Below are 13,415 nucleotides of genomic sequence, written 5' to 3'. Positions count from 1 at the left end.
GTGGTGCTGGCCCTCGCCTCCGTGCCGGTGCGTGGGTCGACGCTGACGCCGTCGCACAACCGAACCTGCTGACACCGGCCGGGGGCCGGTGCGGTGCAGTCTGCTGGGTCGGTGGCCCGCGCGGGAAGCGGGGGCCACCCGGCGCGCCGCGCGCGGCGCACCCTTGTCGGGGCGGGAGACGAGGGCCGGGGGTGGCGCGGGTCAGCGGCGCACGTGCGCCGCCCCCGCGCCGGGGGTCACTCCTTGCCGCTGGCGGCGGCCTTGAGCTTGGAGCCGGGGGTGAGCTTCGCGCCGAAGGAGGCGGCGATCTCGAGGGTCTCCCCGGTGCGGGGGTTGCGGCCCGTGCGGGCGGCGCGCTCGACGCGCTCCACGGTCATGAGACCGGGCAGGCGGACGTCCTCGCCGCGGCCGACGGCGTCGACGAGGACGTCGCCGAGGGCGTTGATGACGGAGTCGGCGTCGGACTGCGTCACGCCGCTGCGCTCTGCGAGGGCGCTGATCAGTTCGGTGCGGTTCACGGTGTTCTCCCGGTGTCGTCTGGTGGCGTGCCCAGCGAGATTATCGCCGGTCACACGCCGTTGCGGTCATGTGCGGTCCGTCACGGCGCGTCGGGGTCGACCCGCCGGGAGCGGATGGTCGGTGGAACAGGTGCTCAGGCGGGCTCCGCGGCGCTGCACGGGGCGCAGACGCCGAAGACCTCCACGACGTGCTCGACGGCGGTGAAGCCGTGCTCGCTGCCGACGCGGAGCGCCCAGCTCTCCACGGTGGGGCCCTCCACCTCGACCGTGCGCCCGCAGCGCCGGCACACCAGGTGGTGGTGGTGGCCCGTGCTGCAGCGGCGGTAGATCGACTCCCCGTCGTCCGTGCGCAGCACGTCGACGTCGCCGTCCTCGACCAGCGCCTGCAGGGCCCGGTAGACGGTGGCGAGGCCGACGGCCTCGCCCCGCTCGCGCAGCCGGGCGTGCAGGTCCTGGGCGGAGAGGAAGGAGTCGGCCTCGTCGAGCAGGGCCGAGACCGCCGAGCGCTGCTTGGTCGAACGGCGCTGGACCGCGGTCATGGACGTCCCCTCCTCGCCTGCGCCGGACGTGGTGTCCCGGCGCGCCGACTCTACGGCACCCCGCCGCGCCGCCCGCCGCGCGAGAACCCGGGGGAGCGGCGGCCCGTCCGGCGCGTAGCCTCGGAGCCCGCTCCGTCAGCCGGCGGAGCCCACCGCCGACACCCAGCCGGATGGAGCCCCCGTGGCACAGCAGTCCGCGTCCCGCCTCGACGCCGTCACCAACCTCGCCAAGCGCCGGGGGTTCGTCTTCCCCGCGGGGGAGATCTACGGCGGCACCCGGTCCGCGTGGGACTACGGCCCCCTCGGCGTCGAGCTGAAGGAGAACATCAAGCGCCAGTGGTGGCGCACCGTGGTCTCCACCCGCGACGACGTCGTGGGGCTCGACTCCTCCGTGATCCTCCCGCGCCGCGTCTGGGAGGCCTCGGGCCACGTGTCCGTCTTCACCGACCCGCTGGTGGAGTCCCTGGTCACGCACAAGCGCTACCGCGCCGACCACCTCATCGAGGCCTACGAGGCCAAGCACGGGCACCCCCCGGAGAACGGCCTGGCCGACGTCGTCGACCCCGACACGGGCCTGCGCGGGCAGTGGACCGAGCCGCGGGAGTTCTCGGGGCTGATGAAGACCTACCTCGGCCCCGTGGACAACGAGGAGGGCCTGCACTACCTGCGGCCCGAGACCGCGCAGGGCATCTTCGTGAACTTCGCCAACGTCATGGGCTCCGCGCGCAAGAAGCCGCCGTTCGGCATCGGCCAGATCGGCAAGAGCTTCCGCAACGAGATCACGCCCGGGAACTTCATCTTCCGCACCCGCGAGTTCGAGCAGATGGAGATGGAGTTCTTCGTCGAGCCCGGCACCGACGAGGAGTGGCACGAGTACTGGCTGGCCGAGCGCATGCGCTGGTACACCGACCTCGGCATCGCGGCGGACAACCTGCGCTTCTTCGAGCACCCGGCCGAGAAGCTGTCGCACTACTCCAAGCGGACCGTGGACATCGAGTACCGCTTCGGGTTCCAGGGCTCGGAGTGGGGTGAGCTCGAGGGCGTCGCGAACCGCACCGACTACGACCTCTCGACGCACTCGAAGGAGTCCGGCGTCGACCTGTCCTACTTCGACCAGGCCAAGGGCGAGCGCTGGACGCCCTACGTGATCGAGCCCGCGGCGGGCCTGACGCGCTCCCTCATGGCGTTCCTCGTCGACGCCTACTCCGAGGACGAGGCGCCGAACACCAAGGGCGGCGTGGACAAGCGCACCGTCCTGCGCCTGGACCACCGCCTCGCCCCGGTCAAGGCCGCGGTCTTCCCGCTGTCGCGCAACGAGTCCCTCTCGCCGAAGGCGCGCGACCTCGCCGCGGAGCTGCGTCGGTCCTGGAACGTGGAGTTCGACGACGCGGGGGCGATCGGGCGCCGCTACCGCCGCCACGACGAGGTCGGCACGCCGTTCTGCATCACGGTGGACTTCGACACCCTCGAGGACGAGGCCGTCACCATCCGCTCGCGCGACAGCATGGCGCAGGAGCGCGTCGGGCTCACCCAGGTCACGTCCTGGCTGGGTGCGCGGCTCATCGGCGCCTGAGGTCCCCGGGTGCCCCTCCCGGGAGGGGCACCCGTCGTGACATCCGTCATGGTCACGGCGTGACGGCGGGCCCGGGGCGGGGCCCGCCGTCGCCGACAGGATCGTCGGCATGGACACCACGACCGCCGCCCCGACCGCGGGCCGGCTGCGCACCGCCGTCCCCGCCGCCCCGGCGGGCACCGTCCCCGCGCTGCACCTGGCGGGCATCACGAAGCACTTCGGCGCCGTGCAGGCCGTCGACGGCATCGACCTCGTCGTGCAGCCCGGCGAGGTCGTCGCGTTCCTCGGCCCCAACGGCGCCGGGAAGACCACGACGATCGACATGGTGCTGGGGCTGTCCGAACCCAGCTCCGGTGAGCTGTCGGTGTACGGCACCACCCCCCGCGGCGCGGTGGCCAACGGCTGGGTCTCCGCCGTCATGCAGTCCGGCGGGCTGCTGAAGGACCTCAGCGTCGCCGAGACCGTCGAGCTCACCGCCAGCCTGTTCGCCCGCACCCAGCCCGTCGACGTCGTGCTGCGCCGCGCGGGGATCGCCGACATCGCCGGCCGCCGCGTCGGCGGGTGCTCGGGCGGGCAGCAGCAGCGGCTGCGCTTCGCCATGGCCCTGCTGCCCGACCCCCGCCTGCTCGTGCTGGACGAACCCACGACGGGCATGGACGTCGAGGGCCGCCGCGCGTTCTGGGCGGCCATCCGCGACGACGCCCGCCGCGGGCGCACGGTGCTGTTCGCGACGCACTACCTCGAGGAGGCCGACGCCTACGCCGACCGGATCGTCCTCGTGGCGGGCGGCCGCGTCGTCGCCGACGGGACGGCCGCCGAGGTCAAGGCGCTGTCCACGGGCCGCACGGTGCGCGCGACGTTGCCCGGCGTCCGGCTCGGCGACCTGGCCGGCATGCCCGGCGTCGACGAGCTCGACGTGCACGGCGACACCGTCCTGGTGCAGGCCAACGACTCCGACGCGGTCGCGCGGTGGCTGCTCACGCAGACCGCCGCGCACGACCTCGAGGTCACCTCGCGCGGTCTCGAGGACGCGTTCATCTCCCTGACGAGCACCACGAGCACGGACGAGGTCCCCCGATGAGCACCCTGACGCCCACCACCAGCGCCACCGCCGCCACCGCCGCCGCGGACCCCGCCGCGGTCGACGTGCCCCGCTCCCCGCTGAACACCACCTACCTGCGCCTCGACGTGCGCCGCGTCCTGCGCAACCGGCGCACGCTCGTCTCCACGATCGTCATGCCGGTCGTGTTCTACGTCATCTTCGGCGTCGGGCAGGAGGACGCCGCCAGCCGCGCCTACGTGATGATCAGCCTCGGCGTGTACGGCGCCATGGTGGCTGCCACGAGCGTCGGCGCCTCGGTCGCCGTCGAGCGGGCCAGCGGCTGGAGCCGGCAGCTGCGCCTCACCCCGCTGCGCCCGGCCACCTACGTCGTCACCAAGGTCCTGGCGGCCGCGACGATCGCCCTGCTGCCCGTGGCCGTCGAGTTCGTCGTCGGGGCGGTCTCCGGCGCCCGGATGCCCGCGCGGGCGTGGGTCGTCGGCGGTGTCGTCGCGTGGCTCGGGTCGCTGGTGTTCGCCGCGCTCGGGCTCGCCGTCGGCTACCTGCTGCCGTCGGAGAACGCCATGCAGATCCTCGGGGCGGCCATGTCGGTGCTGGCCATGCTCGGCGGCCTGTTCGTGCCGCTCTTCCTCTTCCCCCACCTCATGCAGCGGATCGCCCAGTTCACGCCCGCCTACGGCGTGGGGGTCCTCGCCCGCTACCCGCTGACCCACGACGGGTCCGTCCTCGGGGGCGTCGTGAACGTCGTCGCCTGGGCGGCCGTCTTCAGCGTCGGTGCCGCGCTGCTGTTCCGCCGCGACACCGCGCGGGTGTGAGCGCCGCACCGCCGGCGGACCGGGTGCTCTGGCAGAGTCCTGGCGTGGCTCCCGCCCCGTCCGCCGTGCCGGCCCGGTCCCTCGTCGAGACCCCGGCCGTCGCGCCGATGCTGTTCCCGCGGTGGCGCTACGGGTGGGTGTTCGCCGCGGTCTGGCTGCTGTTCCTCGTCGAGCCGTTCGAGGACGCGCTGGGCAATCCCGACCGCGCGCTGGCCGTGCTGGGCACCGCGAGCGTCGTGGTGTTCGGCCTCGCCTACGTCCTGCTGTGGCGGCGCTGGCAGCAGGGCCGCTCGACGGGCACGCTGGGCGCCTCGCCGCGCGAGGCCACGTTCGGGATCGCGCTGCTGCTCGCACTGGGAGCCGCCGTGGTCCCGGCGGCGGGTGCCTCCGCCGCCAACACCCTCGTGTTCGTCTGCGCCTACGCGGCCTTCGCGGTCTCCCTGCGCGTGGCGGGCGTCATCGTCGTCCTCGTCACCGGCGGACTGCTGGTGGCGGCGCGGCTCGTGCCCGGCTGGGGCGGGGTCACCGGGACGGCGGCCGGCACGGTGCTCGCGAGCGTCGCCGTCTACGGCGTCTCCCGGATGATCAGCCGCGGGCGCGAGCTCGCCGTCGCCCAGCAGGACCTCGCGCGCCTCGCGGTCGCGGAGGAGCGCAGCCGGTTCTCCCGCGACCTGCACGACCTGCTCGGGCACTCCCTGACGGTCATCACCCTCAAGGCCGAGCTCGCCGGGCGGCTGATGGACCTCGACCCGGCGCGCGCGGCCGCCGAGGTCGCCGACGTGGAGCGTCTGGCGCGCACCGCGCTGACCGACGTCCGCGCCGCGCTGGAGGGCTTCCGCGAGGTCACGCTCGCCACCGAGCTCGCGGGGGCCCGGCAGGCGCTCGCCGCCGCGGGCATCGAGGCGGACCTGCCGGGCGCCGTCGACGAGGTCCCCGGGGAGCTCGCGGAGCTGTTCGGCTGGGTCGTGCGCGAGGGGGTCACGAACGTCGTGCGGCACTCCGGCGCTCGGCACTGCCGCGTCGAGCTCACCGCCGCCTCGGTCGCCGTCAGCGACGACGGCACCGGACCGCGGCCGGGTGCGGGCGACGGGCACGGGCTGAGCGGCCTGGCCGACCGCGCGCGCAGCGCGGGCGGGACGCTGACGGTCGGCCGCTCCGCCGAGGGCGGGTTCCGGGTGGAGGTCGCGGTGGGGCAGCCGTGATCCGCCTGCTGCTGGCCGACGACCAGGCGCTGGTGCGGGGCGCCCTCGCGGCCCTGCTGTCGCTGGAACCCGACCTCGAGGTCGTCGCCGAGGTGGACCGCGGCGACCTCGTCGTCGCCGCGGCCCGCGAGCACCGTCCCGACGTCGCGCTGCTCGACATCGAGATGCCGGGCCTGGACGGCATCGCCGCCACCGCTGCGGTGCGCCGGGCCGTGCCCGCCACCCGGGTCTGCATCGTCACGACGTTCGGCCGCCCCGGGTACCTGCGCCGCGCCATGGAGGCCGGTGCGTCGGGTTTCGTCGTCAAGGACACCCCGGCCCGCGAGCTGGCCGACGTGGTGCGCCGCATCGCCACCGGCCTGCGCGTCGTCGACCCGGCGCTCGCGGCCGAGAGCCTCGTGACGGGCAGTTCCCCGCTCACCGCGCGCGAGCAGCAGGTGCTGTGCGCCGCGCGGGAGGGCGGCACGGTGGCCGACCTCGCGCACGCCGTCGGCCTCAGTGAGGGGACGGTCCGCAACCACCTCTCGGCCGCGATCGGCAAGACCGGTGCCCGCACCCGCGCCGAGGCCGTCCGCCTGGCCGACGCGAACGGCTGGCTGCTGTAGAAGTCGACTCTCGTTGCGGCACAGGGAAACCTGTTGAACCGAGAAGCCGATTGCCGTAGGATCGAACACGTGTCCACGACGTGCGCGACGGCTCTCGACCAGGTGGTCGACGGGTTGTTCGACGCCGTTTCCGCGGGCCTCTCCGACGCTGAACTGGTGGACGTGATCGCCGCCGCGGAACGCGCGAAGCGGGCGCTCGCCGCGGTGCAGGCCGAGGCGACCGCGGAGTTGTCTCGCTCGGTCCGCGCCGACGAGGTGGCGGCCGGAGTTCCCGCAGTGAAGCGCGGCCGGTCGGTGGGGCCGCAGGTCGCGGCCGCGCGGCGGGTGTCGCCGCACCAGGGTGGGCGTCTCGTCGGCGCCGCTCTCGCCCTTGTCGATGACCTGCCGGAAACGCTGGCGGCGCTGCGAACGGGGGTGGTGGAGGAGTGGACCGCCACCAAGGTCGTCCAGGCGACCGTGTGCCTGGCTCGGGAGGACCGGAGCCGCGTCGACAATGCTCTCGCTGGAGAGTTCTCCCGTCCCGGCGTCGGTGCCGCGTCCGTGATCGGGTCCGCGCGGGCCCTGGCTCAGCAGGTCGACCCGGCGTCCGCGGTGGCTCGCGTGAGGAAGGCGGCCAACGAGCGGTGCGTGTCGATCCGCCCGGCGCCGGACACGATGACCTACGTGACCGCGCTGCTGCCGGTGGCCGACGGGGTCGCCGTCCACGCGGCTCTGCTGACGGCCGTCTCGACGCACGCCGCCACCCGTCAACCCGGTGACGAGCGAGGCCGCGGTCAGGTCATGGCCGACACCCTCGTGTGTCGGATCACCGGCCGGGACCCGCACACCGACCCCGTCCCGATCGTGGTGCACCTCGTGATGCCGACGGACACGCTGCTGGACGCGGGTGACGTGTCCGCAAGCGTTCCGGGCCACGGTCCGGTGCCGGCCTCGATCGCTCGAGAACTCCTCGCCACCGCCTCCGAGGCCGGTCAGGCGTGGGTGCGGCGGTTGTTCACCAGCCCGGACACGAGCCAGTTGGTCGCCCTCGAGTCGAAGCAGCGGACCTTCCCCGCCGGCCTGGCCGCGTTCCTGCGGGCCCGGGATCAGCGCTGTGCCACCCCGTTCTGCGACGCCCTGATCCGCCACCTCGACCACGTCGAACCTCACGCCCGCGGCGGTCCGACCACCGCGGACAACGGACAGGGGCTCTGCGAGGCCTGCAACCACACCAAGGAACTCCCCGGGTGCCGCTCCGCCCGGGACCCCGACACCGGAACCACCACCCTGACCACCCCCACCGGGCACGCGTACGCGAGCTCACCACCGCCGGTGCTCGGTCACCCGGCGCTGCCCACCGAGCGGTACGCGTCGGGGATCGAGGCGGACCTGCGCCGGCGACTCGGGCTGGCCGCGTGACCTCGGCGGGCGACGGACCGCACGTGGTGGTCGTCGGCGCAGGGATCGTCGGTGCTGCGACCGCCTACGAGCTGACGCGCCTCGGCGCCCGCGTGACGATCGTCGAGCAGGACGTTCCCGCGGCCGGGGCGACGGGGAGTTCCTTCGGCTGGGTCGGCCGGCACGGCCGCTGGCCCGGTGGGGCGGCGGACCTGCGGGACCACGTCCTGCCGCAGTGGCGCCGGCTCGAGCAGGAGGTGCCCGGCGTGCGGGTGCGCTGGTCGGGGTCGCTGTCCTGGCCGCCCGGGCACCACCCGGTGGGGGAGCCGCCCGAGGCGGACGCCGACCTGCTCGGCGCCGCGGAGGTCCGCACCCTTGAACCCGCGCTGCGGCGGCCCCCGGAAGCGGCCGTGCACGTCCCGGGGGACGCGGCCGTGGACGCCGGCGCGGTCACCCGCGCCCTCGTGGCCGCGGCAGTCGCCGGCGGAGCGCGGCTGCTGACCGGGGTGGAGGCCCGGCTGGACGTGAGCCCGGGCGGCGCGCGCGTCCTCGGCGTGGCCACCGACCGCGGACCGATCGCCGCCGACCACGTCGTCGTCGCGGCCGGGGCCGGGACGCGCGTCCTCTGCGCGGCCGCGGGGGTCGACGTCCCCGTGGCCGCCTCACCCGCGACGCTGCTGCGCTTCCGCGCCCCCTCCGCCCGCGCGCCCTCTGGCCGGCTGCGCGCCGTCCTCTCGTGCCCGGAGCTGGAGGTCCGCGCCGACGGCGACGGCTCGCTCCTGGTCAGCGCCGCCGACGGCGACCCGTCGCCGGCCCACCTCGACGCCCTCGCGACCGCGACGGCGGCCCGGATCCGGGCGACGCTGCGCGGCACCGACGACCTCCGGCTCGAGGCCGCGACCGTCGGGCCGCGGCCGATGCCCGCCGACGGGGCGCCGATCGTGGGTCCCGCCCCCGGCGTGGCGGGCCTGTTCGTGGTGGTGGCGCACTCCGGCGTCTGCCTCGCGCCCGTCCTGGGCCGCGAGGTCGCGCGCGAGGTCGTCACCGGTGCCGAGTCGGCCCTCCTGCGCAGGTGCCGGTTCGGCCGGTGAGCGGGGAGCGCGTCAGGCGCAGCCGCAGGACGTGCGGTGCCGGAACGCCGGCTCGATCCGCTCGCGCCGGGCGGCCAGCGCCGGGTCGGCCATCCGCTCCAGCACGAGGCTGACCGCGCGCCGCGCCATCCCCGGGACGTCCTGCGCGATCGTCGTCAGCCGCGGTTCGACGATGTCCGCCCACTCCGGGTCGTCGTAGGCCACGAGCGCCACGTCGGTCGGCACCCGCAGACCCAGCGTCCGCAGACCGCGCAGGGTCCCCACCGTCATGGCGTTGTTGCCCACGACGACGGCCGTCGGGCGCTCGCGCCGGCTGAACGCGGCCTCGACGGCGAGCTGCGCGGTGGCCGCCTCGCTGTCGCCCGCGAGGACCAGCGACGCGTCCGCGTCCAGGCCCCGCTGCGCCACGACGCGCTCGTAGCCCGCGCGGCGCTCCGTGGTGGAGCTCAGCCCGTCCAGGCCCGCGACGAAGGCGATGCGGCGGTGCCCGAGGTCGGCGAGGTGACCGGTCAGCAGGGCCGTCGCCTCGGTGTTCTCCGGCGCCACCTGGTCCACGTCCGCGGTCGCGAACCGGTCCAGCAGCACGACCGGGACCCGGTTCGCGGCGAGGAACGGCAGGGCGTGGGTGTCCGCGGCCGCCGAGGGGGCCAGCAGCACGCCGTCCACCTGGCGGTCCACGAGCTGACCCACCGCCCGCAGCTCCTCGCCCGCCTCGTCGTGGGTGTCGGCGAGCACGAGCGTGTAGCCCGCGGCCCGCGCCTCGGCCTCGATGACGCGCACCAGGTCGGCGAAGTGCGGGTTGGAGACGAACCGGCTCGCCAGCCCCAGGGTCGTGGTGCTGGACGTCGCCAGGGAGCGCGCCAGCGCGTTCGGCCGGTACCCGGTCGCCGTGATGGCGTCCAGGACGAGCTGCCGGGTCGGCCCGCTCACGTTGCGCGTGCCGTTCAGGACGTGCGAGACCGTCGAGGGGTTGACCCCGGCCAGCCTCGCGACGTCGGCCATCGTCGCCATCGACGTTCTCCTCTTCCGCGGACAGGAACTGATGGTGACCTGAAGACAACCGCTTGCGCAAGGCCTTGTCACGATTCGGACAAGCGCTTGCCTGACGGTGGGTGACGGCCCTACAGTCGGCGCACCCGGTCAGGCAGAGCAGCCCGCACCGGTCGCCGGACACCGTCGCGAAGGAGCACCCACCGTCCGGTGCAGCACCCCGCGCCACCGTGCCTAGCAGCGTCCACAGACCGCCGCCACGCCCCGCCCGAGCCGCCGCCGACACCGGTCGCGGGTCGTGAGCTCCCCGAGAGGAACCCCATGAACGTCTCCACCCGCACCGCCCGCTCCCTGGCCGCCGCCGCCGTCCTGCTCGCGCTGCCGACCGCGCTGGCCGGGTGCTCGAGCACCAAGACCGGGGGGACCTCTTCCGGGGACAGCGGCGGGACGATCAAGATCGGTCTCGTGACGAAGACGGACTCCAACCCGTACTTCGTGTCCATGCGCGACGCCGCCACGAAGGCCGCCGAGGCCGGCGGGGCCGAGCTCATCGCCAAGGCCGGCACGGCCGACGGCGACAACGACAGCCAGGTCGCCGCGGTGGAGAACCTCATCGCCTCGGGCGTCAAGGCCATCCTCATCACCCCCAACGACTCCAAGGCGATCGTGCCCACGCTGGAGGCGGCCCAGAAGCAGGGCATCTTCGTCGCCGCGCTGGACACCCAGACCGACGGCAACAAGGGCGTCGACGCGACCTGGGCGACCGACAACACCAAGGCCGGCGAGCAGCAGGGCGCCTACGTCAAGGCGGCGCTCGCGGGCAAGACCCCCGTGCTCGCCATGCTCGACCTGCAGCCCGGTGTTTCCGTGGGCGACCAGCGCCACTCCGGGTTCCTCACCGGCATCGGCCTGGCCGACGGCAGCCCGGACATCGCGGGCACGCAGGACACCAACGGCGACCAGGCCAAGGGTCAGACCGCCATGGAGAACCTGCTGCAGAAGAACGACCAGATCAACGCCGTCTACACGATCAACGAGCCCGCCGCGATCGGTGCGGCGACCGCGCTGAAGAACGCCGGCAAGACCGACCAGGTCGTCGTGGGTTCCATCGACGGCGGCTGCGCCGGCGTCACCGCCGTCAAGGACGGCCAGATCGCCGCCACCGTCATGCAGTTCCCGTCGAAGATGGCCGAGGAGGGCGTCAAGGCCGCGCTCGCCTTCGCCAAGGACGGCACCAAGCCGACCGTCCCCGCCTCCGGCTACATCGACACGGGCGTCCAGCTCATCACGGACAAGCCGCTCGGTGGCCTGGAGGCGCAGGACACCGCGTGGGGCCTGGAGAACTGCTGGGGCTCGGCGTCCTGATCTCCCTGCGACACGACTGAGAGGCACCCATGTCCGAACAGCTGCAGCAGGCCGGCGCCAAGGCCGCCGAGGTGCCCGACACCTCGGGAACCCGCGCCGTCACCATCGTCGACCGCGTGTTCCGCAACCCCGTCCTCGGACCCCTCGCCGCGCTGATCCTGGCGTGCCTGGTGTTCTCCGTCCTCACGGACAACTTCTTCAGCGCCGACAACTTCTCGCTGATCCTCCAGCAGTCCGTCGTCGTCGGAACCCTGGCCCTGGGCCAGACGATCATCATCCTCACGGGCGGCATCGACCTCGCCAACGGCGCCATCATGGTGCTCGGCACCCTGGTCATCGCGAAGATCGCCGCGGACAGCCTCAGCCTCCAGCTGCCGGCCCTCGCGGTCGGGCTCCTGGTCTGCGCCGCACTGGGGATGGTCTCCGGCCTCATCGTCTCGAGGCTCGGGCTACCACCGTTCATCGTCACCCTCGGCCTGCTGACGATCCTGCAGGCGGCCTCGCGGCTCTACACGAAGGAGACGGTCCTCGTCGACAGCGGCCCGCTGACGTTCCTGTCCAGCGGCACCTACCTGTTCGGCTACTTCCGCATCACCCTCGGCGTCATCGTCGTCCTGCTCAGCGTCGTCGTCCTGCACTACGCGCTGACGCGCACCGCGTGGGGACGTCACGTCTACGCGGTCGGCAACAACGAGCTCGCCGCCAAGCGCACCGGCATCAACACCCAGCGAGTGCTCATCTCGGTGTACGTCCTCGCCGGTGTCCTCTACGCCCTCGCGGCGCTGCAGGCGTTCGGGCGCAGCCCGGCCACCTCGCCGAACGCGTTCCCCACGGCGAACCTCGACACCATCACGGCCGTCGTCATCGGCGGCACGAGCCTCTTCGGCGGTCGCGGCACCGTCCTCGGCAGCTACCTGGGCGCGCTCATCGTCCTGGTGCTGCAGTCGGGCCTGACCCAGGCGGGCATCGACCCGCTGTACCAGAACATCGTCACCGGCATCCTCGTCATCGCCGCTGTGGCGCTCGACACCGTGACCCGGAAGAAGGCCCGATGAACGACATCGTCCTGGAGGCGCGCGGGATCGTGAAGCGGTACGGCCACGTCACCGCCGTGGCCGGCGCCGACTTCGACCTGCGCGCCGGGGAGATCCTCGCCGTCATCGGCGACAACGGAGCGGGCAAGTCCAGCCTCATCAAGGTGCTGTCCGGGGACGTCGTCCCGGACGCGGGGGAGGTCCTGCTCGACGGCAAGCAGGTGCACTTCAAGAGCCCGCACGACGCGCAGCTCGCCGGCATCGAGACCGTCTACCAGGACCTCGCCATGGCGCCGGCCCTGGACATCGCGACCAACCTGTTCCTCGGCCGCGAACTGCGCCGCAAGGGCCCGCTGGGTTCCGTGCTGCGGATGCTGGACGTCAAGGAGATGCGCGCCCAGTCCCGCAAGCAGATGGACGCGCTCGGCATCACGACGCTGCAGTCGATCACGCAGCCCGTCGACAGCCTCTCCGGCGGTCAGCGCCAGACCGTGGCCGTCGCCCGGGCCGCCGCCTTCGGGCGCCGCGTCGTCATCATGGACGAACCGACCGCCGCGCTCGGCGTGCGCGAGTCCAAGGGCGTGCTGGACCTGATCCGCCGCATCCGCGACACCGGGATCCCCGTGGTGCTCATCAGCCACGACATGCCCGCGGTGTTCGAGGTGGCCGACCGCATCCACATCCACCGCCTCGGCCGGCGCGCCACCGTCGTGCGCCCCGGCGACCACGAGATGAACGAGGTCGTCGGGATCATGACGGGGGCCCTGCCGCCGCCGGCGATGGTGGCGGAGGCGTCGTGAGCGTCGTCGTCGGGTACGTGCCGGACCGCACGGGCTTCCTCGCGGTCACCGAGGCGATCCGCCAGGCGCGCTGGCGCGGGTGCGCGGTCGTCGTCGTCAACATCGTCGACGAGGCCGGGTTCACGCGCCCGACCGCGGCCGACGAGGTCGACATGGACGCGGTCGAGCAGCGCCTCGCCGCCGAGGGCGTCGAGCACCGCATCGAGCACCGCTCGGCCGCCTCGGGCTCGGCCGCCGAGGTCATCCTCGACGTCGCCGAGACCGCCGGTGCGGAGCTCGTCGTCGTGGGGCTGCACCGCCGCTCGCCGGTGCGCAAGGCCCTGCTCGGCAGCACCGCCCAGCGCGTCCTGTTGGACGCGCCGTGCCCCGTCCTCGCCGTCCGCGCCCCGGACGTCGTCTGACCCCCGCTCTCCCCTGAGCAGAACGGGTTGACGGACCACTGCTAC

Annotated in this window: 14 protein-coding genes; 11 read left to right on the top strand and 3 right to left on the bottom strand. The window is 73.9% G+C overall.

What is annotated here, in order from left to right; translation table 11 throughout:
* Positions 1-236: 236 nt before the first annotated feature.
* Both F1544_RS08645 and F1544_RS08640 read right to left on the bottom strand, forming a co-directional pair.
* Entirely contained in the window at positions 237-518 is a 282-nt protein-coding gene (locus tag F1544_RS08645; RefSeq protein ID WP_167584260.1) for an HU family DNA-binding protein, read from the bottom strand.
* 134 nt (positions 519-652) lie between these two features.
* Positions 653-1,057, bottom strand: a complete 405-nt coding sequence (locus tag F1544_RS08640; protein WP_167584258.1) for a Fur family transcriptional regulator — start codon at positions 1,055-1,057, stop codon at positions 653-655.
* Between the two features lie 181 nt (positions 1,058-1,238).
* Here F1544_RS08640 and F1544_RS08635 point away from each other — a divergent pair, with 181 nt between their 5' ends.
* From F1544_RS08635 to F1544_RS08605, 7 genes are all read left to right on the top strand, one after another.
* Entirely contained in the window at positions 1,239-2,630 is a 1,392-nt protein-coding gene (locus tag F1544_RS08635; RefSeq protein WP_167584256.1) for a glycine--tRNA ligase, read from the top strand.
* A 109-nt stretch (positions 2,631-2,739) separates the two neighbouring features.
* Entirely contained in the window at positions 2,740-3,711 is a 972-nt protein-coding gene (locus tag F1544_RS08630; protein WP_167584254.1) for an ABC transporter ATP-binding protein, read from the top strand.
* Positions 3,708-4,505 carry an ABC transporter permease gene (locus F1544_RS08625; protein WP_167584252.1) on the top strand — a complete coding sequence of 266 codons (798 nt, stop codon included), beginning with the start codon at positions 3,708-3,710 and terminating at the stop codon, positions 4,503-4,505. The genes F1544_RS08630 and F1544_RS08625 overlap by 4 nt, the downstream gene beginning before the upstream one ends.
* A 44-nt stretch (positions 4,506-4,549) precedes the next feature.
* Entirely contained in the window at positions 4,550-5,707 is a 1,158-nt protein-coding gene (locus tag F1544_RS08620) for a sensor histidine kinase (protein ID WP_167584250.1), read from the top strand.
* Positions 5,704-6,312, top strand: coding sequence for a response regulator transcription factor (locus F1544_RS08615; RefSeq protein ID WP_167584248.1), 609 nt, complete (start codon positions 5,704-5,706; stop codon positions 6,310-6,312). Before F1544_RS08620 ends, F1544_RS08615 begins: the two co-directional genes overlap by 4 nt.
* 69 nt (positions 6,313-6,381) lie before the next feature.
* Positions 6,382-7,710, top strand: a complete 1,329-nt coding sequence (locus F1544_RS08610; protein ID WP_208971514.1) for an HNH endonuclease — start codon at positions 6,382-6,384, stop codon at positions 7,708-7,710.
* Positions 7,707-8,780, top strand: a complete 1,074-nt coding sequence (locus F1544_RS08605) for an NAD(P)/FAD-dependent oxidoreductase (protein ID WP_167584246.1) — start codon at positions 7,707-7,709, stop codon at positions 8,778-8,780. Before F1544_RS08610 ends, F1544_RS08605 begins: the two co-directional genes overlap by 4 nt.
* Positions 8,781-8,792: 12 nt before the next feature.
* Here the strand turns inward: F1544_RS08605 and F1544_RS08600 are convergent, their stop codons facing one another.
* Positions 8,793-9,791, bottom strand: coding sequence for a LacI family DNA-binding transcriptional regulator (locus tag F1544_RS08600; RefSeq protein ID WP_167584244.1), 999 nt, complete (start codon positions 9,789-9,791; stop codon positions 8,793-8,795).
* A gap of 300 nt (positions 9,792-10,091) precedes the next feature.
* On the opposite strand from F1544_RS08600, the gene F1544_RS08595 reads away from it, so the two are divergent.
* Genes F1544_RS08595 through F1544_RS08580 form a run of 4 tightly spaced genes read left to right on the top strand, consistent with a single transcriptional unit; the run spans position 10,092 to position 13,370 of the window.
* The gene (locus F1544_RS08595; RefSeq protein ID WP_167584242.1) at positions 10,092-11,135 is read left to right on the top strand and encodes a substrate-binding domain-containing protein; all 1,044 of its coding nucleotides are present in this window, start codon (positions 10,092-10,094) and stop codon (positions 11,133-11,135) included.
* 29 nt (positions 11,136-11,164) lie between these two features.
* Positions 11,165-12,190, top strand: coding sequence for an ABC transporter permease (locus F1544_RS08590; RefSeq protein WP_167584240.1), 1,026 nt, complete (start codon positions 11,165-11,167; stop codon positions 12,188-12,190).
* Positions 12,187-12,969: an ATP-binding cassette domain-containing protein gene (locus tag F1544_RS08585; RefSeq protein WP_167584238.1), complete on the top strand. Its 783-nt coding sequence runs from the start codon at positions 12,187-12,189 to the stop codon at positions 12,967-12,969. The genes F1544_RS08590 and F1544_RS08585 overlap by 4 nt, the downstream gene beginning before the upstream one ends.
* The gene (locus F1544_RS08580; protein ID WP_167584235.1) at positions 12,966-13,370 is read left to right on the top strand and encodes a universal stress protein; all 405 of its coding nucleotides are present in this window, start codon (positions 12,966-12,968) and stop codon (positions 13,368-13,370) included. The genes F1544_RS08585 and F1544_RS08580 overlap by 4 nt, the downstream gene beginning before the upstream one ends.
* The last annotated feature ends 45 nt before the right edge of the window (positions 13,371-13,415 follow it).

Source organism: Kineococcus rubinsiae (genome assembly GCF_011839805.1).
Taxonomy (GTDB): Bacteria; Actinomycetota; Actinomycetes; order Actinomycetales; family Kineococcaceae; genus Kineococcus; species Kineococcus rubinsiae.
The sequence above is the reverse complement of the archived record's forward strand: the minus strand, read 5'-3'. Positions and strand labels throughout refer to the sequence as shown.